Genomic DNA, 18,145 nt, shown 5'->3' on the forward strand with positions numbered 1-18,145 from the left:
ACCTCAAAAAACTGCCTTCTCACGGGTGGGCATTGATCTTAATCAATTATTTCTTGCCTTGAAATAATATTGGCTTATAATGCAAATCTTAACTTTTTTTGAGGTAAATCAAAAAAAGTTGAGTTAATTAAATGAAGAAGATGTCGTAAGCATCCCTCGAGGTTCTAAAGTTAAGCTGTTGAATAAAAAGAATTATGCTGGTTGGAGTTAGCTCGGGCCAGGTTAGATTTCTAAATTTTAAAATTCTAAATTTGTGGAAGGAGTGTTGTGATGACTCGAATTATTGTTGTTGGCGGTGGCGCCGGCGGTTTGGAGCTAGCAACGAAGCTGGGTCGTACATTGGGTCGTAAAGGTCGTGCTAAGGTTACTTTGGTTGACCGCAAGGCGAGTCACCTGTGGAAGCCACTGTTGCATGAAGTGGCAACCGGCTCGATGGATGCGGGCGTCGATGCGCTGAGTTACCGCGCCCATGCTAAAAACCACTCGTTCGATTTCCAAATGGGAAGCCTGAAAGACATCGACCGCGACCGCAAGGTGATCACTCTCGCGCCATTACATGACAAAAATAATGAACTGTTGATGCCGGAGCGCGAGCTTGAATACGACATTCTGGTGATGGCAATCGGCTCGACGTCGAATGATTTCAACACGCCGGGAGTGCGCGAAAACTGTATCTTCCTCGACAGCCCTGAACAGGCGCATCGTTTCCGTACACAAATGAACAACCAGTTCCTGAAACTGCATGCGAACAAAGAACAGAAAACGGTGGATATCGCCATTGTTGGCGCGGGTGCGACCGGGGTTGAACTATCCGCAGAGCTGCACAATGCGGTTAAAGAGCTGCAGAACTATGGTTTTGGCGATCTGGACAGTTCACGCCTGAACGTCAACTTGGTCGAAGCCGGTGAGCGCATTTTGCCTGCTCTACCTCCGCGTATTTCCGCCGCAGCCCACAGCGAGCTAACCAAGCTGGGGGTGAATGTGCGTACCGCGACTATGGTGACCAAGGCCGACGAAACCGGCCTGACAACCAAAGATGGCGATCATATTCCTGCGCAAATCATGGTCTGGGCCGCGGGCATCAAGGCACCGGATTTCATCAAGGATATCGCCGGCCTTGAGACCAACCGTATCAACCAGCTGGTTGTTAAGCCAACCCTGCAGACCACGCGCGATGACGACATCTATGTTATTGGTGATCTGGCATCGTGTGCCCAGGAAGACGGTAGCTTTGTCCCACCGCGCGCACAGGCCGCCCACCAGATGGCAAGCCGTTGTTTCTCGAACATCGTGGCAAAAATCACTGACCGTGAGCAGAAGCCATACGTCTACAGCGATCATGGGTCGTTGGTATCGCTTAGCCGTTTCTCAACCGTGGGTAGCCTGATGGGGAACCTGACCAAAGGGTCGATGATGGTAGAAGGTCGTATTGCCCGCGTGGTATACATTTCCCTTTACCGTATGCACCAGATTGCGCTTCATGGTGTGGTGAAAACCAGCCTGATGATGCTGGTAGGGCGTATTAACCGCGTACTGCGCCCTAACCTGAAGCTTCACTAAGCAAAATAATTCCTAGGGGAGTTAGTTTCTGCCGTCAGCGGCCGGAAACAAACACCAAAAAAACCGCCACTGCAGGCGGTTTTTTTGTTTCAACAGCTGCCGGCGGCTAGTTGATCTTGAAGAGTTCGACGTCGAAGATCAGCACCGATCCCGGCGGGATAGCACCGATAGAGCGGTTACCGTAAGCCAGCTCTGCGGGAATGAAAAAGCGAGTTTTCTCACCCTCAACCATCAACTGCAGCCCCTCGGTCCAGCCTTTGATAACTTGATTCAGGCCAAACTGGATAGTTTCGCCACGATCGACTGAGCTGTCGAATACCGTGCCGTCTAGCAGGGTACCGTGGTAATGGACGGTAACTTTGTCACTGGGTTTCGGGTGTACAGTGCCTGTACCTTGTTGCAACACCAAGTACTGTAGGCCGGATGCTGTGGTTTGCACCCCTTCTTTTTCTTGGTTCTCAGCCAGGAAAGTTTCACCCGCCTTGATATTTTCAACAGCCGCTTGCTTGTTGCCTTGAGAGCGTTGTACGAAGAAGATGACGAGCGCAATCAGGGCGATACCTAGAATAATTTTAAACACGTAAGTACCTCTATTAATTGTATTTGATGATAGTAGCAAAGCTCACTGCCGGACGAAAGGCACCGTGGGTGGAGGTTTGAACCCGTTAACCATTTATCGGTCGTGCTGGTACCGCCGCGGCGATGTCGCTCGGGATCAGTGAAAACAGCAGGCCATCGACAGGGCCACTCTGGGTCAGGATCCGGTTTCGGGCGGTGCATTCGAAACGGGCCTTGGTCGCCAGGGCGGTGCGCTGGCTGGCAAGATTGCCGGTATGGGTAACAATCTCTATTCGCGTGAGGCCAAGGGTTTCAAAGGCGAACTGAGCAATGGCTAGGCACGCTTCCTTGGCATAGCCCTGGCGTTGGGCGTTGGAGCGGATCCAGTATCCCAGTTCGGCCGAGTTGGTGAGCTCTGATAGATTGCACAGGGAGGTGCTGCCGAGGAAGGTATCGGTAGCACGCTCGAAGATGGCGAATTCGTAACTGACGTCGTAGGCCCAGTTCTGCAGGCTGGCGTGAATCCACTCATGGGCATCATGCTGATTATATTTGGCGTGGCACCAAGGCAGCCAGGGGGTAAGGCTTTGCTGTGAATGGTGGATCGCATCGAGCAAATCCAGTAGGTCGGCATTTTTGTAGGGCCGGAGCAGCAAGCGCTCGCTGGTGAGTTGGTAGTCTGTATTCATCCTGTCCACAGTCTCCGTCGGTACATGTTGTTAGCATAAACCGGACTGGGGCAAATGTCGTGGATGGGGTGAGAGCGGGGCGGGAAAGTGTGAAAAGGGCTGCGTTTGCAGCCCTTGAGAGTGTGCGGGTGTTAACCGTCGATGCGGCGAATTTGGATCACCATACCCATCAGCGGGTGGTCAAGGTAATGGGTTTCGCCACTGCGCATTCTGCGCTGTTGCTGGAACTGGTATGTTTTGAGGAACTCCTCAACTTTCACCTGTTTTTTGACTTCCTGCAGGTGACCGATCTGGACACTGCTTCCCGGCTCAAGGCTGCCTTCTACTGGGTCAAGCGGTTCAGCGCCGATAATGACTTCGCGGCGGCTTGGCTCGCGCAGGGCAAAGTTTGCCTCAGTGAACAGGAAGTGCTGGACATAAACACGCAGGGTGCCGTCAAGTTCATGTAGTGAGGGCATTTCATCCTGGTCAATGTTGTCCACTGCAGCCGACTCAAACTCGCCAGTTTGCTTGCTTGGCAGTGCTGATTTCACCGTGCCGTCAGACAGGAACTGAGCGGAAAAATCTTTACCTGCTGTGAAATGGATGCGAGGTGCGGCAGCACGGCTCAAATCACCCTGGCGCCATCCGAAGTGGGCAAGTGGGGTAAAGCCAGCATGCTGTTGAAGCTTGCTGTATTGGCCGTTGAGCTCGAACTGAGAGGATGGCATCGGGGTGATCCCTCGCGCTTGAAGGCGAGCCGTGTCACCGAAATCGATCGTGCCATTGAGATTAACTGGCTTCTGGTTATCCGGCCAGGATTCACTCACTTGCTCAGGCGCAATGTTACGCTTGAACAGGATCACTTCGATATCAAACTGTCGGGCTGCAAGGCTTGGCCAGCTAATGGCAAACAGCAGCAAATAAATGATATTTTTCAAGATAATACTCCGCACTTAAGTGCTATCTATTATAGAGCGTTTTCGGCCAACTTTGTTAGGAGACCGTCAACATACTTTATTCTGTCTTTTCTGTCACTCATCGGGGCCATGACTTTCAGTTTGGTCGGCCCTTCCATTCGGAAATGCTGCGGCTGGGACTGTAGCAGGCCAACCAGTAACCCCGGGTCGATGTTGGCATTGGGGGTGAACTCAATGAAGCCGCCTTTCTCGCCAGCTTCAATCTTGCGCACACCAATACCTGCAGCTTTGAGCTTGATTTTGTTGAGAACCAACAGGTTGGTGGTTGGATCCGGTAGCAGGCCGAAGCGGTCAATCAATTCTACCTTGAGCTCATCCAGTGCTTTTTCGCTGTTGGCACTGGCAATGCGTTTGTAGAGCGATAGGCGGGTGTTGATGTCCGGGATGAACTCTTCCGGTAGCAATGCCGGCAGGCGCAGTTCCACCTCGGTTTGCTGACGCAGCAGGTCGTCAAGCGAAGGTTCCTTGCCTTCTTTGAGGGCTTCGACGGCTTGCTCGAGCATCTCCATATAGAGGGTGAAACCAACGGATTGGATCTGGCCACTTTGCTCGTCGCCGAGCAGCTCACCTGCGCCGCGGATTTCAAGGTCGTGGGTTGCCAAAGTAAAGCCGGCCCCCAAATCTTCCAGGGACGAAATGGCCTCCAGACGTTTGACGGCATCCTTGGTCATGCGCTTTGGATGCGGAGTCAGCAGGTAGGCGTAGGCTTGGTGGTGCGAGCGACCGACACGGCCACGCAGCTGGTGCAGTTGGGCCAGACCAAGGTGATCGGCACGGTTGATCACTATGGTATTGGCGGTCGGTACGTCGATCCCGGTTTCGATAATGGTGGTACAGACCAGCAGGTTAAAGCGCTGGTGGTAGAAGTCACTCATGATTTTTTCGAGTTCACGTTCGCGCATCTGGCCATGGGCGAAGGTGATCCGCGCTTCGGGGATCAGCTTGGCCAGATCCTCGGCGGTTTTCTCGATCGAGTCGACGTCATTGTGCAGGAAGTAGACCTGGCCGCCGCGCATGATCTCACGCAGCACGGCTTCTCTGACCAGGGCATCGTCGGACTCGCGGACGAAGGTCTTGATGGCCAGGCGGCGGGCCGGCGGCGTTGCGATGATCGACAGATCACGCATACCGCTCATGGCCATATTCAGCGTTCTTGGGATCGGGGTGGCCGTCAGGGTCAGGATATCGACATCGGCGCGGATCGCCTTGAGCTTTTCTTTCTGGCGGACACCGAAGCGGTGCTCCTCGTCAACAATCAGCAAGCCCAGATCATGGTAATCCACCGAGGCATTGAGCAGCTTGTGGGTCCCGATCAGAATGTCAATCTTGCCCTCGGCCATGTCGGCCAGGATCTGCTTCTGCTCCTTGGCGGTCTTGAAGCGGGAAAGCACCTCCACCCTGACCGGAGTATTGGCAAAGCGGTCGCGGAAGTTCTCGAAGTGCTGCTGGGCCAGCAGGGTCGTTGGTACCAGCACGGTCACCTGCTTGCTGTTGTCGACGGCGACAAAGGCAGCACGCATTGCTACCTCGGTCTTGCCAAAGCCCACATCACCGCAGACCAAGCGGTCCATCGCCTTGGCCTGACACATATCAGACAGCACGGCATTGATCGCCAGCGCCTGATCATGGGTTTCCTCGAACGGGAAGCCGGTGCAGAAATCGGCATAGGCTTCACGGTCAAGCTTGAATTTGTGACCCGGCTTCAGCTCGCGCTTGGCGTACACATCCAGCAGTTCGGCGGCGACATCACGGACTTTTTCCGCGGCTTTCTTGCGCGCTTTGACCCACGCCTCGCCGCCCAGTTTGTGGATAGGGGCGGTGTCTTCCGCCCCGCCGGAGTAACGGCTGATCAGGTGCAGCGAGGCGACAGGCACGTAGAGCTTGGCCCCGCCTTGGTATTCCAAGGTGACATATTCGGTTTTCATGCCGCCGGCTTCCAAGGTCTGGAGGCCCTGGTAGCGGCCGATACCGTGGTCGATGTGCACCACCGGCTGGCCCACTTTGAGCTCGGCGAGGTTGCGGATAATGGTATCGGCGTTGACCGATTTCTTTTCGTCGCGGCGGCGGCGCTGGACCACTCGTTCACCCAGCAGATCACTTTCACAGATCAGGGCAACTTCGGGCTTTTCCAGCACAAAGCCTTGCTCCGCGGCACCGATCACCAAGCTGAACTTGCCCGGTGTGGCCAAGGCTTCAGTCAGCGTCGGGGCGACAACAGGGCGGAGCTTGATCCGGGCCAGGAGGTCGAGCAGTGCTTCACGGCGGCCCTCCGAGGCGACCGAGAAGACAATTTTACCCGGGTAGCTTTCGGCGAAGCGGCGAAGCTCGGCCAGCGGCTCTTTTAGCTGGTGGTTGATCGTCAGCGCGGGGATAGCCTGCAGCGGCAGGTTAAAGCGCCCCGCTTTTTCCGGCTCATTATCCGGGCGGATGCGCACCTGGGGCAGGGTTTTGAAATGGCTGAACATTTCATCTTTGGTCAGCCACAGCTCCTTGGGCGCAAGCAGCGGGCGCAAAGGGTCGACCCGGCGCTGCTCAAAACGGTACTCGGCATCGGCCAGGAAGTGGTCGACAGCCGGCTCGAGGGCTCCGATGGTGATGAGCAAGCTATTGTCCGGCAAGTAGTCGAAAAGGGTCTCGGTTTGCTCGAAGAACAGCGGCTGCCAATACTCGATACCTGCCGGCCATGTACGCTTGCTGACCTGCTGGTAGATAGACTCAGGCTCGCGGCGCGCTTCGAAGCGCTCGCGCCAGCGCATCCGGAAGCTCTCGATAGCGATTTCATCGGTCGGGAATTCGTGGGCCGGCAGCAGGCGGATATGTTCAATTTCGCCGGTCGAGCGTTGGTTTTCCGGGTCGAACTGGCGGATGGAGTCGACTTCATCATCAAAGAAGTCAATCCGGTATGGCTGGTTGCTGCCCATCGGGAACAAGTCAATCAGTGAGCCGCGGCTGGCGTATTCCCCGTGCTCGATAACCTGATCGACATGGCGGTAGCCGGAGGCCTCGAGCTGCAAGCGCAGTTTTTCCAGCGACAGCTTATCGCCGTTGCGGACCATCAGCGCGTGCTGGTGAATGAAGGCGCGAGGTGTCAGGCGTTGCAGCAGGGTGCTGATCGGCACCAGCACGACCCCATTGGTCTGCTGGGGGAGGGAGTATAAGCGGGTCAGTCTATCTGAAATGATATCTTGGTGCGGCGAGAAATTATCATACGGCAGGGTTTCCCAGTCAGGGAAAACGCTGACTTCCAGCGCTGAAAACTGGCTGATTTCCGGCTGCAGGCGTAACGCGGTCTGGGTGTCGGGCACCACGGCCAGGATCGGGCCTTGGTGATCATGGGCCAGTTCGGCGACAGAGAGTGCCAGCGCTGCACCGGACACATTACCGATAAATCGGCTGTCACCGGTTTTGGACGGTAATGGAAGAGAGAGAATAGACTGATCTTTCATGGTTAACTTTTATTATCTGATCGCTGTTGGGCGCGTTGGCGCAGAATTTTTTGTTGGAAATACAGGGCGGCTCGGATCAGCAGATCCCTGTCGTCCTCCATTAAGCATACATACCTCAAGGTAATCTCATGACTGCCGTTTTGCTGTGGCAGGCACTGGGTTACTTCGGCATAGGCGTAAACCGCCGCAGCGGGGTTGTCGAGAAACAGCTTGAGCCTGACGTGGTCGCCTTCGCTAAGTGCAACAGGTGAGAAGTAGGAGAGCTGGCTGGCACCAAACGTATGGGTGATGAAGCGCAGCTCGGCATCATCTTGTTGGGCAAGGACGAAGGAAAGCAACAGGTTTATCTTGTTGTTCTGTGCCGTTAAGTAGTTAGCGAGCGCTTTGAACTCGTCTTTGCTGAGCTGGGATAAGGAGTGCTCCAAGCCTTCATCCAGGCTGCTGCATTCACTGGCGATACGAAACAGGGGCGGGATTTCTTGCTGGAAAGCCAGCATCTCGGGCACACCGGCACCGGGAGGGAGCGGTTCTACATTGATGGTCAATCCGGCATGGACTGAAAAATACTCGTCCTGATTCATGTCGCACTCGATATAAATTAACTATCCTACGATTATCACTCAGCTATTGCCAAGGGACAAGTAAACAGGCCCTAGAGTGGTGGTTTTACCCGCTGTTTTTACATTACTTTTACTGCGCTTCATGGTAATCAGACGCGGCAACAGGTATGCTTTCGAACAGTTTTTATAAGGATGGTATCTTCTCAATCTATGTTTCATCCAGTATCGTTTTTTATCGGGCTGCGCTATCTCAGGGGACGCTCTGGTGACAGGTTCAGCCGTTTTGTTTCTTACATGTCGACCGCGGGGATCACCGTCGGGGTCCTGTCCCTTGTCACAGTATTGTCTGTGATGAACGGCTTTGAGCAACAGCTCAAGGAGCGGATCCTTGGGGTGATGCCGCAAGCCGTTATATCTAGCTCAGAGGGTTACCTCCCCCGAACAGAGCAACCTCCGGCACAAGTTTCTGCTATTGCCCATGTTGATATGGTGTCGCCGCTCACCCGCAGCGAAGCTATTTTGCAAAGTGCCAAGTCATTGGCGGCGGGGATGATGGTGGGGGTGGACCCAGAGGCTTTTGAGCCTGTCGGCTATTACATTAACCAAGGCGACATCATGGATCTGGAAGCGGGCAGCTACAGGGTGATCCTGGGACAGGTGCTGGCAAACCAGCTCGGGGTGAAAGTCGGTGACAAGGTGCGCCTGATGGTGACCAGCGCCAGCCAGTATACACCGCTTGGTCGTATTCCCAGCCAGCGCAACTTTGAAGTGGTCGGCTTGTACAATACGGGCTCAGATGTCGACGGCCAGCTGATCTTGACCCATATCGACGATGCGGGACGCTTGCTGAGGCTCAAACCCGGCCAAATGACAGGGTGGCGTTTGTTTGTCGATGATCCATTTGTCGTCGCAGAGCTTGCCAACCGGCCGTTACCCGAAGGGATGACCTGGTCGGACTGGCGCGAGCAGCGCGGCGAGCTATTCCAGGCCGTGAAAATGGAAAAGAATATGATGGGCCTGATGCTGGGACTGATCATCGGTGTGGCGGCCTTCAACATTATCTCGGCGTTGATCATGGTGGTGATGGAGAAGCAAGCCGAGGTAGCCATCCTGAAAACCCAAGGTATGACGAGTCGTCAGGTCTTGCTGGTATTCATGGTACAAGGTGCCAGCAGCGGCGTGATCGGCGCCATTATGGGCGGCTTGCTGGGGGCTTTGCTGGCGCTTAACCTCAACGGCTTGCTGTCGGTTCTCGGGGTGAATTTGATCACCGCCGGTGGCCAGTTGCCTGTGGTGATCTCACCGCTCCAGGTTGTTTTAGTTATTGTCGGTGCAATCATTCTAAGTTTGCTGGCAACTGTTTTTCCTTCCTACCGGGCGGCATCGGTTCGTCCTGCTGAGGCACTTCGTTATGAGTAATGCATTATTGGTTTGTCAGGGCCTAAGAAAAGTCTACCGTGAAGCCCAACTTGAAACAGAGGTGCTAAAAGGGGTCGGTTTCCACCTCGATGCTGGTGAGCTGGTTGGTATCGTCGGGGCGTCAGGTTCTGGCAAGAGTACACTTTTACATTTGCTCGGGGCTTTGGATGATCCGAGCGAAGGAGAGGTGTTCTTCAAGGGGCAGAAACTCAATGCCATGAGCGCCAACAAACAGGCTAAGCTACGCAACCAGGAAATTGGTTTTGTGTATCAGTTCCACCACCTGCTGGCCGATTTCAGCGCGGTGGAAAACGTGGCGATGCCCCTGCTTATCGGTGGGGTAGCGGCAACTAAGGCACGCGCCCAGGCTCATAGTATTTTGGAGTTGGTAGGGCTCGGCCACAGGTTGGAGCACCGTCCTTCAGAGTTGAGCGGGGGGGAACGCCAGCGTGTCGCGATTGCTCGGGCGCTGGTGAACAAGCCGTCACTGGTGTTGGCCGATGAGCCAACGGGTAACCTGGACCACAAGACCGCGTTGGAGATTTATGATCTGATGCGCAAGCTCAACAAGGAGTCGGGCACCGCCTTTCTTGTCGTGACCCATGACAACGAGCTGGCGGGTAAACTGGATCGCTGTATGCACATGCAGGACGGCGAATTGCAGCAGGTAGAGGTGGCCTGATGTTTCGACCGCTCTCTCTTTTTATCGGTAGCCGCTTTAGCCGTGCCAAGCAAAGAAACCGGATGGTTTCGTTTATTTCGATTTCATCGACGTTGGGGATCGCTGTCGGTGTTGCGGTGATCATTATTGGTCTGTCGGCGATGAACGGTTTTGAGCGCGAGCTGCAGAACCGCGTGCTGTCGGTGATCCCACATGGCGAACTGGAGGCGGTGACTCCGCCTTTCGAAGACTGGCAGCCTGTGCTCGACTTGGTCGAACAGCACCCGCGGGTGACTGCCGCGGCACCCTATATCCAGTTCACGGCGCTGCTTGAAAAAGGCAATAGCCTCAAGGCGGTGGAAGTGCGCGGCGTTGATCCTGAGAAGCAAAAAGAAGTCAGTGTGCTGCCCCAATTTGTCAAGGACAATGCCTGGGACAGTCTGGAAGCGGGCAAGCAGCAGGTTATTCTGGGCCAAGGGGTGGCCGATACCTTGGGGATCGATGTGGGCGATTGGATCACCGCGATGATCCCTAACCCGGACCCTAGCTTGAGGCTTAAGGCACCGCACCGAATCCGGCTGCAGGTGGCCGGTCTGCTGGCGCTGGCCGGGCAGATCGACCATAACTTTGCGTTGGTACCAATTGAGGATGCACAAGGCTACCTATCCATGGGGGCGGGTATCACCGGGATCGAGTTGAACGTGGACAACGTGTTGGATGCCCAGAGTATCGTGCGCGAAGTTGGCTTTACCTTACCGGTTTATGTCTACCTCAAGAGCTGGAACCAAAAATACGGTTATCTCTACCGGGATATCCAGATGGTACGTACCATCATGTATCTGGTGATGGTGCTGGTCATTGGGGTGGCTTGTTTCAATATTGTATCGACCTTGATGATGGCGGTTAAAGACCGCGCAGCGGATATCGCGATCTTGCGCACCATGGGGGCGACGGACAGGTTGATCCGCTCCATTTTCGTCTGGCACGGCATCCTGTCGGGGGTTATCGGCAGCTTGGTGGGCTCGCTGCTCGGCTCATTGGTGGCGGTCAATCTCACGAGTTTGATTAAGGGGCTAGAGGGCTTGATCGGGCACCAGTTTTTGTCCGGTGATATTTACTTTGTCGACTTCCTTCCTACCTCTTTGTCGCTGCACGATGTGCTGTTGGTGACCACCACGGCGGTGGCATTGAGCTTCTTGGCAACCTGGTATCCGGCGAAAAGGGCAGGCGCGCTGCAGCCAGCAACAGTACTGAGCGCAAAATAATAGCGAACGAGGCCCTCAAGGTGTGTTGTGGTGATGGCTGATGCTGATGCAAACGTGCTTTGAGGGAGCGGTCGGCAAATGAGATAAAACGTGTCTAGTGATTTTCAGTGCTCTGCTAACTGCATCGCTTTTTTGTTAGAAATATTTGAGTTTGCCTTACTTGGCGGCTAATTAATTAAAGCAATAAAAAACCTCGCATCTGCGAGGTTTTTTATTGCTTGGCGATCAATCCTTGTGGAGGCTCAATACTCGGAACCGACGCTTTTGCCAGCTTCGCACAACGGAGTAGCGCCATAGACCGCGGATACCGAAGTAGCCAAGCGCGGAGAACAGGATAGAACAAACCGCACACCCCAATAGGAAAGGAGGCCCAATTTGGTTCATTTGGTGCAGCAGGAATTCCCAGGACAGCTCAAAGTGGAAGGCCTGGTGCGGGGTATCCATCAACCACGCCCCGACTTTATACGCACCATAAAACATCACTGGCATCGTGATGGGGTTGCTGATCCATACCAAGCACACAGAAAGTGGCAGGTTGACGCTGAAAAAGATGGCGGCGCCGGCAGCCATAATCATCTGGCTGGGAAGAGGTACAAACGCCATAAACAAACCGACCGCAAAAGCTCCAGACGCCGAACGGCGGTTGAGGCACCACAAGTTGGGGTTGTAAAGCACGTTGCCAAATATCTTCAACGCTTTTTGGCGCTTGATGACATCATGGCTTGGCATTATTCGTTTAATTACTTGTCTTGGCATTGTAATTCTTTTTTTCACAGGCAGGCTTGAGATGAACAAAAGCGCTGCCGGGGTTGCACTTGGACTGCTATCGCTTCATTTTTGGCTGGCGTTGCCAACCTATCATGGGTTTATTACAACCTTAATGATAGGCAGTGTAGTGTGTTTCTTTTTCCGCTGGCGACTATTGATCTATATCGGCATCGGCGCTTGTTTGGCGAATCTCGCCGCAACATCCTATCTAAAAAACGTCCAACTGGCTTTTATTGAGCCGAGGAATATTACCATAGTTGGGGAAGTTAGCAGCCTATTAAATCATAAGAAACCAGATACTTTGTTTGTTTTTGTAACCTCAGAATTGCGCTCGCCAGGTCTTCGTACAAGCAAAACATTGCGCGTCAGGCTGGGTTGGTCCGAGCAAGTCAACATCCCGGAGATGAAACAAGGTGAGCGCTGGCAGTTGCAAGTTCGGCTGCGGCCGCCACATGGCCGGGTCAATAGCGCCGGTTATGACCGCGAGCGGCAGTATGTCGGCCAGGGGATCCACGCGACGGGGGTAGTGCTAAGTGGTATTCGCCTGGCACCGAGTCAGCATACGCTGGCAGGCTTGCGCCAATCGATTTTCGATGCCGCGGTGGACTATACCGAGGGACTGAGCCACCGAGGATATCTGCTGGCACTGGGGTTTGGCTTTCGCGGGGCACTGGACGCCAAAGATTGGGGGATACTGCGCGATAGCGGCTTGGCCCATCTGATGGCAATTTCCGGATTGCATATCGGTCTGGCGATTATGCTGGGATGGTGGAGTGGGGGCATATTGCGCAATCTCGCCGGTGATTGGCCGTACGCAATTTGGCTGCCGCTTTGGCTGGGACTGGCCATCGGTGCCCTGTACGCATGGCTCGCTGGCTTTACCCTGCCGACCCAGCGGGCATTGCTGATGAGCATGGTGGCACTGGTTTTGTTGCGGTTTCGGATCATCTGGCCAGGATGGCAAATCCTGCTGTTGGTCTTCGCAGTCAGTCTCGCGTTGGATCCGCTGGCGTCATACCGGGCGGGCTTCTGGTTATCTTTTGCGGCAGTGACGGTTATCGCCTTGGCTTATGCCGGCGGAGTGAGGTTCGAGGGGCATGCCGGGCTGGGGGGCTATCAACGCTGGTATGGCAAATGGCAGGCGCTTATTTTACTCCAGCTTTCTCTGCTGGTGCTGATGCTGCCTGTCCAATGGCTGTGGTTTGGCGGGTTTTCACCCTGGGCGCCGTTGATCAATTTGCTCGCGGTGCCCTGGGTGAGTGTGACTACGGTGCCCTTGGTTCTGGCGGCGATTGTCTTCTCGCCTGTTGAGCAGATAGCCATGGTGTGCTGGCAACTGGCGAATACCGCATTGACACCGGTGCTGTGGTTGGCGCAGTGGACCCAGGGGGGCTGGTGGACACTCGCCGACAGCCAAGGCAACTGGGTGGTCGGCGTGGTTGTCTTGACTGTGCTGCTGTGGATGCTGCCGGTCAGGCGATTTATCGGACTGTTGGTGACCCTGTCAATCGTAGCCCTACTGTGGAACAAACCGCCCTTCCCGTTCAGTGACCCCAAGGCTGAACTTAGTGGTCGCTCCCCGGCGGCTGACCGCTGGCAAGTTGATCTGCTCGATGTCGGACACGGTCTGGCTGTTTTGATATCTACTCGAAATCGCAGCGTGCTCTATGATACCGGTAATCAATGGCCAGGGGGCTCCATAGCCAGTGCCGTGATCGAGCCGGTCCTGAAGCAACGGGGCCAGGCTACGCTTGATGGCCTGATATTGAGCCATGCCGATAGCGATCATGCCGCAGGGGCCGACTATCTGGAGGTGGCTTTTGACCCCGAGTGGAAGCGCAGCAGCGATTTTCGCGCGGGTTATCAGGCGTGCATCCGGGGTGAACAGTGGCAGTGGCACAGCTTGAGTTTTCGAGTGCTGTGGCCGCCGAAACAAGTCGCGAGGGCGGCTAATCCCCATTCGTGTGTGATCGAAGTAAGGCAGTTTTCCGGGATGAATGAAGGTACGGGGGTATCTTTGCTCCTGACCGGGGATATCGATGCGGTGTCCGAGTTGTTGCTGGCCAGGCTGGAGCCGGGGCTATCGCCGGATATCTTGCTGGTTCCGCACCATGGCAGCCGGAGTTCGTCGACGGCGACCTGGCTAGAACAGATGGATTGGCTCGGCAATATGTCACCCAAATATGCGCTGGTGTCGGTGGCGCGCTTCAATCCTTGGCAGCTGCCGTCGGGCGAGGTGCGCCAGCGGTATTTGGACAAAGGCATCGAATGGCTTTCTACGGCTGAATCGGGTCAGGTGACACTGGCCATTGAGGGGGGAGAGATCGAGGTGGTACGTTATCGCCAAGACAGAAAAGCAGCGTGGTTTAGGCCGGCAATACCGCCGCCTTAACGGGAATAGGTCGTTGTGGTGAGGTTGGCTGTTTGAAAAACAAGCAGTTTTACAGCCGGGGGAATGAACTTATTTGGTCTCCGGCCTTTATGCGAGTAGAATGGAAAAATTGACTTAAAGAAAAAATGGTTTCCATGACTACTTCGAACGATCAAACCACTTGGGAGACGTTTAAGCGACTGTGGCCTTCGATTAGCCTGTATAAAGCCGGTTTGGCTGTCGCTGTTGTTGCATTGATTATCAACGCCGCAAGTGATGCATTGATGCTCTCGATGATAAAGCCGCTAATGGATGAGAGCTTTGGCGGGCTTGACGGAATTGAATCGAATTTCCTGGCAATGATGCCTATCTACCTGATGGGGCTGATGATCCTACGCGGGGTCAGTGGCTTCGTTTCTACTTACTGCCTGGCATGGGTTTCGGGCAATGTGGTGATGAGCATGCGTCGCCAGATGTTCAACCACTTCATGAAAATGCCGGTCGGCTTTTTCGATAAAGAATCGTCGGGCAAACTGCTCTCGCGCATTACCTACGACTCGGAGCAGGTGGCCGCGGCAACCAGCAATGCCATGGTCAGCCTGGTGCGCGAAGGAGCCAGTATCATCGCCCTGATGGCTATCATGTTCTATAACAGCTGGCAGCTGTCGGCTATTTTGCTTGTCATTGCGCCTGTGGTTGCCGTCAGCATTCGCGTGGTCTCCAAGCGATTCCGCCGGATTTCCAAGAATATGCAGGACGCGATGGGCTCAGTCACCTCGTCGGCAGAGCAAATGCTCAAGGGCCACAAAGTGGTGCTGAGCTACGGTGGCCAGCAGGTCGAGCAGGATCGCTTCGAGCAAGTGAGTAACCGGATGCGTCAGCAGACCATGAAGCTGGTCTCGGCCCAGGCTATTGCCAACCCGGTTATTCAAGTGATTGCTTCTATGGCACTGGTTGTGGTGCTGATCCTCGCTAACACCGAAGCGTTGCGCGAGTCGCTGACGCCGGGTACCTTTGCGCTGATCTTCGGTTCCATGTTTGGCCTGATGCGCCCGCTTAAGGCGCTGACTAACGTGACCTCCCAGTTCCAGCGTGGTATGGCGGCATGCCAGACGCTGTTTGGCCTGATGGAGCTTGAGACGGAAAAAGACAACGGTAACCATGAAGCTAAGCGCGTGAACGGGGATATCCAGGTGAAGGATGTGACTTTCACTTACCCAACCAAGGATGCGCCGGCGCTGAGAAACGTCAGTTTTGATTTGCCCGCCGGGCAGACACTCGCCTTGGTCGGCCGATCGGGCTCGGGCAAGAGTACCATTGCCAACCTGCTTACCCGCTTCTACGACATCGACTCGGGCAGTATCACCATTGATGGCCATGACATTTGTGACTACAAACTGGCTAACCTGCGCGAGCAGGTGGCGGTTGTGTCGCAGAATGTCCACCTGTTCAACGACACGATTGCCAACAACATCGCCTATGCAAGCGGTGATAACTACAGCCGGGCGGATATCGAAAAAGCCGCAGAGCTTGCCTATGCCATGGACTTTATCAAAGAGATGGACAATGGCTTGGATACCATCATCGGCGAGAACGGTGTCAGCCTTTCCGGTGGCCAGCGCCAGCGTATTGCGATTGCCCGAGCCCTGTTGCGCAATGCACCTGTGCTGATCCTCGATGAGGCGACGTCGGCCCTGGATACCGAATCAGAGCGGGCCATTCAGTCTGCACTGGACGAGCTGCAAAAAGACCGAACTGTGCTGGTAATTGCCCACCGCTTGTCGACCATTGAAAACGCCGACCAGATCCTGGTAGTCGATGACGGGGAAATTATCGAACGCGGTGTGCATGCCGAGCTATTGGCCCAAGACGGTGCCTATGCCCAGCTGCACCGTATCCAGTTTGGTGAATAATGGCTTCCGTTATCGAAAAAATATGGTTTGAGCACCACCCGGCTGGGGTGGTGCTCAAACCGCTGCTGTGGCCGCTGAGCAAACTCTTTGGCGCGGTGAGCCGTCATCGCCGCCAGCAATACCAAACCGGTCGGAAAGCCGCTTACCGCCCGTCGGTGCCGGTCGTGGTGGTGGGCAATATTACCGCTGGCGGTAATGGCAAGACGCCGGTGGTGGTCTGGCTGGTTGAGCAGCTCAAGGCCGCAGGGCTCAAGCCCGGGGTGGTTTCCCGCGGCTATGGGGCCAAGGCGCCGCATTATCCCTACCGGATCAGTGACCAGAGTACGACCGCCGAAGCCGGCGATGAGCCGGTGTTGATATTTCGCCGCACAGGCGTCCCTGTTGCGGTCTCGCCTAAGCGTGCCGAGGCGGTGCAGCTGATTGAGCCCGACGTCGATGTGATCATCACCGATGACGGTCTGCAGCACTATGCGCTGGCAAGGGATATCGAAATTGTGGTGATTGACGGCCAGCGCCGGTTTGGCAACCAGCAGCTGATCCCGATGGGGCCGCTGCGCGAAGGCTGTGAGCGCCTGCAAGAAGTGGATTTTCTCATTTGCAACGGCGGCAGTGCCGAACACAATGAAATCCCGATGCAACTGGTGCCTGCAGACTTGGTCAACCTCTGCACCGGAGAGCGCTGCGAGGCTGCCAAGCTGCAGGGTGACGTTGTTGCCATGGCCGGTATCGGCCATCCGCCGCGTTTTTTTAGTACATTGCAGCAGCTCGGTATCACCCCGGTGAAGTGTCAGCCATTCGCTGATCACCAGGCGTTTGCCGAGCAAGAATTAAAACAGCTGTCCGCGCAAGGCCAGCACTTAGTCATGACAGAGAAAGATGCGGTGAAATGCCACGCTTTCGCCCAGCCTAACTGGTGGTATTTGCCGGTCGATGCCGCGATGCCCACCGAGCAGGCTGAAAGCTTGATTAACCGGATTATAAAGGTAAAGGAAGAGTATGGATCATCGTCTGCTTGAAATCGTTGCATGCCCTGTATGCAAGGGTAAATTGAACTTCGACAAAGACAAAAATGAGCTGATCTGCAAATTTGATCGTCTGGCGTATCCGATTAAAGATGGTATCCCAGTACTACTCGAGCCAGAGGCACGCACCCTGAGCTCGGAAGAGGTGAAGTAATGTCTTTTACCGTGATTATTCCGGCCCGCTACCAGTCGTCACGCCTGCCGGGCAAGCCGCTGGCTGATATTGCCGGCAAGCCGATGATCCAGTGGGTTTATGAGCAGGCGAGTAAAGCCGGTGCCGAGCAGGTCATCGTTGCGACCGACGATCAGCGTATCGCCGACGTGGTCAAGGCATTTGGCGGCGAAGTTTGCATGACCCGTGCCGATCATGAGTCGGGTACCGAGCGCCTGGCGGAAGTGGTCGAGAAATACCAATTGGCCGATGACCAAATTGTGGTCAACGTCCAGGGTGACGAGCCGTTGATCCCAGACAGTATCATTCGCCAGGTGGCCACTAATCTAGCAGACAGCAAGGCGCCGATGGCAACACTGGCTGTCGAGATTGACCACGCCGATGAAGTGTTTAATCCTAATGCGGTGAAAGTGGTGACCGACAAAGACGGCTACGCACTTTACTTCAGCCGCGCCTCCATTCCATGGGATCGCGATAACTTTGCTAAGCGCCCGCAGGAAATCCACCAGAATCTGATGCGCCATATCGGTATCTATGCCTACCGTGCTGGTTTTATCAATACCTACATCAACTGGGAGCCGAGTGCGCTGGAGAAAATCGAAGCGTTAGAGCAGCTTCGGGTGTTGTGGTACGGTGAGAAAATCCATGTAGAAGTGGCAATTGATGCGCCGCCGGCCGGGGTGGATACGCCAGAGGATTTGGAAAAAGTACGTCAACTGGTAGGTTGAGTACTGCGAAATAAAGTAACGGGGAAGCTCAGCTTCCCCGTTTTTTTATCTTGG

The 18,145-nt window shown here is 55.0% G+C and carries 15 protein-coding genes; 9 read left to right on the top strand and 6 right to left on the bottom strand.

Annotated elements, in window-relative coordinates; genetic code table 11:
• Positions 1-270: 270 nt before the first annotated feature.
• The gene (locus PTW35_RS05930) at positions 271-1,560 is read left to right on the top strand and encodes an NAD(P)/FAD-dependent oxidoreductase (protein ID WP_281026908.1); all 1,290 of its coding nucleotides are present in this window, start codon (positions 271-273) and stop codon (positions 1,558-1,560) included.
• 106 nt (positions 1,561-1,666) lie between these two features.
• Here the strand turns inward: PTW35_RS05930 and PTW35_RS05935 are convergent, their stop codons facing one another.
• From PTW35_RS05935 to PTW35_RS05955, 5 genes are all read right to left on the bottom strand, one after another.
• On the bottom strand, positions 1,667-2,140 hold the full coding sequence (locus PTW35_RS05935) for an FKBP-type peptidyl-prolyl cis-trans isomerase (RefSeq protein ID WP_281026909.1): 474 nt from the start codon (positions 2,138-2,140) through the stop codon (positions 1,667-1,669).
• Between the two features lie 85 nt (positions 2,141-2,225).
• Positions 2,226-2,807, bottom strand: a complete 582-nt coding sequence (locus PTW35_RS05940; RefSeq protein ID WP_281026910.1) for a GNAT family N-acetyltransferase — start codon at positions 2,805-2,807, stop codon at positions 2,226-2,228.
• Positions 2,808-2,938: 131 nt separating this feature from the next.
• Positions 2,939-3,727: a peptidoglycan binding protein CsiV gene (locus tag PTW35_RS05945; RefSeq protein ID WP_281026911.1), complete on the bottom strand. Its 789-nt coding sequence runs from the start codon at positions 3,725-3,727 to the stop codon at positions 2,939-2,941.
• 29 nt (positions 3,728-3,756) lie between these two features.
• The gene (gene mfd, locus PTW35_RS05950; protein WP_281026912.1) at positions 3,757-7,212 is read right to left on the bottom strand and encodes a transcription-repair coupling factor; all 3,456 of its coding nucleotides are present in this window, start codon (positions 7,210-7,212) and stop codon (positions 3,757-3,759) included.
• Positions 7,213-7,214: 2 nt separating this feature from the next.
• Positions 7,215-7,793, bottom strand: a complete 579-nt coding sequence (locus tag PTW35_RS05955) for a PilZ domain-containing protein (protein ID WP_281026913.1) — start codon at positions 7,791-7,793, stop codon at positions 7,215-7,217.
• A gap of 189 nt (positions 7,794-7,982) precedes the next feature.
• Here PTW35_RS05955 and lolC point away from each other — a divergent pair, with 189 nt between their 5' ends.
• Genes lolC through lolE form a run of 3 tightly spaced genes read left to right on the top strand, consistent with a single transcriptional unit; the run spans position 7,983 to position 11,117 of the window.
• A complete protein-coding gene (lolC, locus tag PTW35_RS05960) occupies positions 7,983-9,191 on the top strand; it encodes a lipoprotein-releasing ABC transporter permease subunit LolC (protein WP_281026914.1) in 1,209 nt (402 codons plus the stop codon).
• Positions 9,184-9,873: a lipoprotein-releasing ABC transporter ATP-binding protein LolD gene (lolD, locus tag PTW35_RS05965; protein ID WP_039468727.1), complete on the top strand. Its 690-nt coding sequence runs from the start codon at positions 9,184-9,186 to the stop codon at positions 9,871-9,873. Before lolC ends, lolD begins: the two co-directional genes overlap by 8 nt.
• Positions 9,873-11,117, top strand: coding sequence for a lipoprotein-releasing ABC transporter permease subunit LolE (lolE, locus tag PTW35_RS05970; protein WP_281026915.1), 1,245 nt, complete (start codon positions 9,873-9,875; stop codon positions 11,115-11,117). The genes lolD and lolE overlap by 1 nt, the downstream gene beginning before the upstream one ends.
• Before the next feature lie 225 nt (positions 11,118-11,342).
• On the opposite strand, the gene PTW35_RS05975 is transcribed toward lolE, so the two are convergent.
• Entirely contained in the window at positions 11,343-11,873 is a 531-nt protein-coding gene (locus PTW35_RS05975; protein ID WP_281026916.1) for a DUF2062 domain-containing protein, read from the bottom strand.
• Between the two features lie 31 nt (positions 11,874-11,904).
• On the opposite strand from PTW35_RS05975, the gene PTW35_RS05980 reads away from it, so the two are divergent.
• From PTW35_RS05980 to kdsB, 5 genes are all read left to right on the top strand, one after another.
• On the top strand, positions 11,905-14,277 hold the full coding sequence (locus tag PTW35_RS05980) for a DNA internalization-related competence protein ComEC/Rec2 (protein ID WP_281026917.1): 2,373 nt from the start codon (positions 11,905-11,907) through the stop codon (positions 14,275-14,277).
• Between the two features lie 134 nt (positions 14,278-14,411).
• On the top strand, positions 14,412-16,169 hold the full coding sequence (gene msbA, locus PTW35_RS05985) for a lipid A ABC transporter ATP-binding protein/permease MsbA (RefSeq protein WP_281026918.1): 1,758 nt from the start codon (positions 14,412-14,414) through the stop codon (positions 16,167-16,169).
• Positions 16,169-17,185, top strand: a complete 1,017-nt coding sequence (lpxK, locus tag PTW35_RS05990) for a tetraacyldisaccharide 4'-kinase (protein WP_281026919.1) — start codon at positions 16,169-16,171, stop codon at positions 17,183-17,185. Before msbA ends, lpxK begins: the two co-directional genes overlap by 1 nt.
• The gene (locus PTW35_RS05995) at positions 17,166-17,345 is read left to right on the top strand and encodes a Trm112 family protein (RefSeq protein WP_039468742.1); all 180 of its coding nucleotides are present in this window, start codon (positions 17,166-17,168) and stop codon (positions 17,343-17,345) included. The genes lpxK and PTW35_RS05995 overlap by 20 nt, the downstream gene beginning before the upstream one ends.
• Positions 17,345-18,091 carry a 3-deoxy-manno-octulosonate cytidylyltransferase gene (kdsB, locus tag PTW35_RS06000; protein WP_281026920.1) on the top strand — a complete coding sequence of 249 codons (747 nt, stop codon included), beginning with the start codon at positions 17,345-17,347 and terminating at the stop codon, positions 18,089-18,091. The genes PTW35_RS05995 and kdsB overlap by 1 nt, the downstream gene beginning before the upstream one ends.
• Positions 18,092-18,145 lie beyond the last annotated feature (54 nt).

It is taken from the genome of Photobacterium sp. DA100 (assembly GCF_029223585.1).
GTDB lineage: Bacteria > Pseudomonadota > Gammaproteobacteria > Enterobacterales > Vibrionaceae > Photobacterium.

Coding starts and splice junctions, on each gene's coding strand:
- msbA (WP_281026918.1), top strand. CDS start 14,412: ATGACTACTTCGAACGATCAAACCACTTGGGAGACGTTTAAGCGACTG.
- PTW35_RS05930 (WP_281026908.1), top strand. CDS start 271: ATGACTCGAATTATTGTTGTTGGCGGTGGCGCCGGCGGTTTGGAGCTA.
- PTW35_RS05940 (WP_281026910.1), bottom strand. CDS start 2,807: ATGAATACAGACTACCAACTCACCAGCGAGCGCTTGCTGCTCCGGCCC.
- kdsB (WP_281026920.1), top strand. CDS start 17,345: ATGTCTTTTACCGTGATTATTCCGGCCCGCTACCAGTCGTCACGCCTG.
- PTW35_RS05980 (WP_281026917.1), top strand. CDS start 11,905: ATGAACAAAAGCGCTGCCGGGGTTGCACTTGGACTGCTATCGCTTCAT.
- PTW35_RS05955 (WP_281026913.1), bottom strand. CDS start 7,793: ATGAATCAGGACGAGTATTTTTCAGTCCATGCCGGATTGACCATCAAT.
- lolC (WP_281026914.1), top strand. CDS start 7,983: ATGTTTCATCCAGTATCGTTTTTTATCGGGCTGCGCTATCTCAGGGGA.
- mfd (WP_281026912.1), bottom strand. CDS start 7,212: ATGAAAGATCAGTCTATTCTCTCTCTTCCATTACCGTCCAAAACCGGT.
- PTW35_RS05975 (WP_281026916.1), bottom strand. CDS start 11,873: ATGCCAAGACAAGTAATTAAACGAATAATGCCAAGCCATGATGTCATC.
- lolE (WP_281026915.1), top strand. CDS start 9,873: ATGTTTCGACCGCTCTCTCTTTTTATCGGTAGCCGCTTTAGCCGTGCC.
- lolD (WP_039468727.1), top strand. CDS start 9,184: ATGAGTAATGCATTATTGGTTTGTCAGGGCCTAAGAAAAGTCTACCGT.
- lpxK (WP_281026919.1), top strand. CDS start 16,169: ATGGCTTCCGTTATCGAAAAAATATGGTTTGAGCACCACCCGGCTGGG.
- PTW35_RS05995 (WP_039468742.1), top strand. CDS start 17,166: ATGGATCATCGTCTGCTTGAAATCGTTGCATGCCCTGTATGCAAGGGT.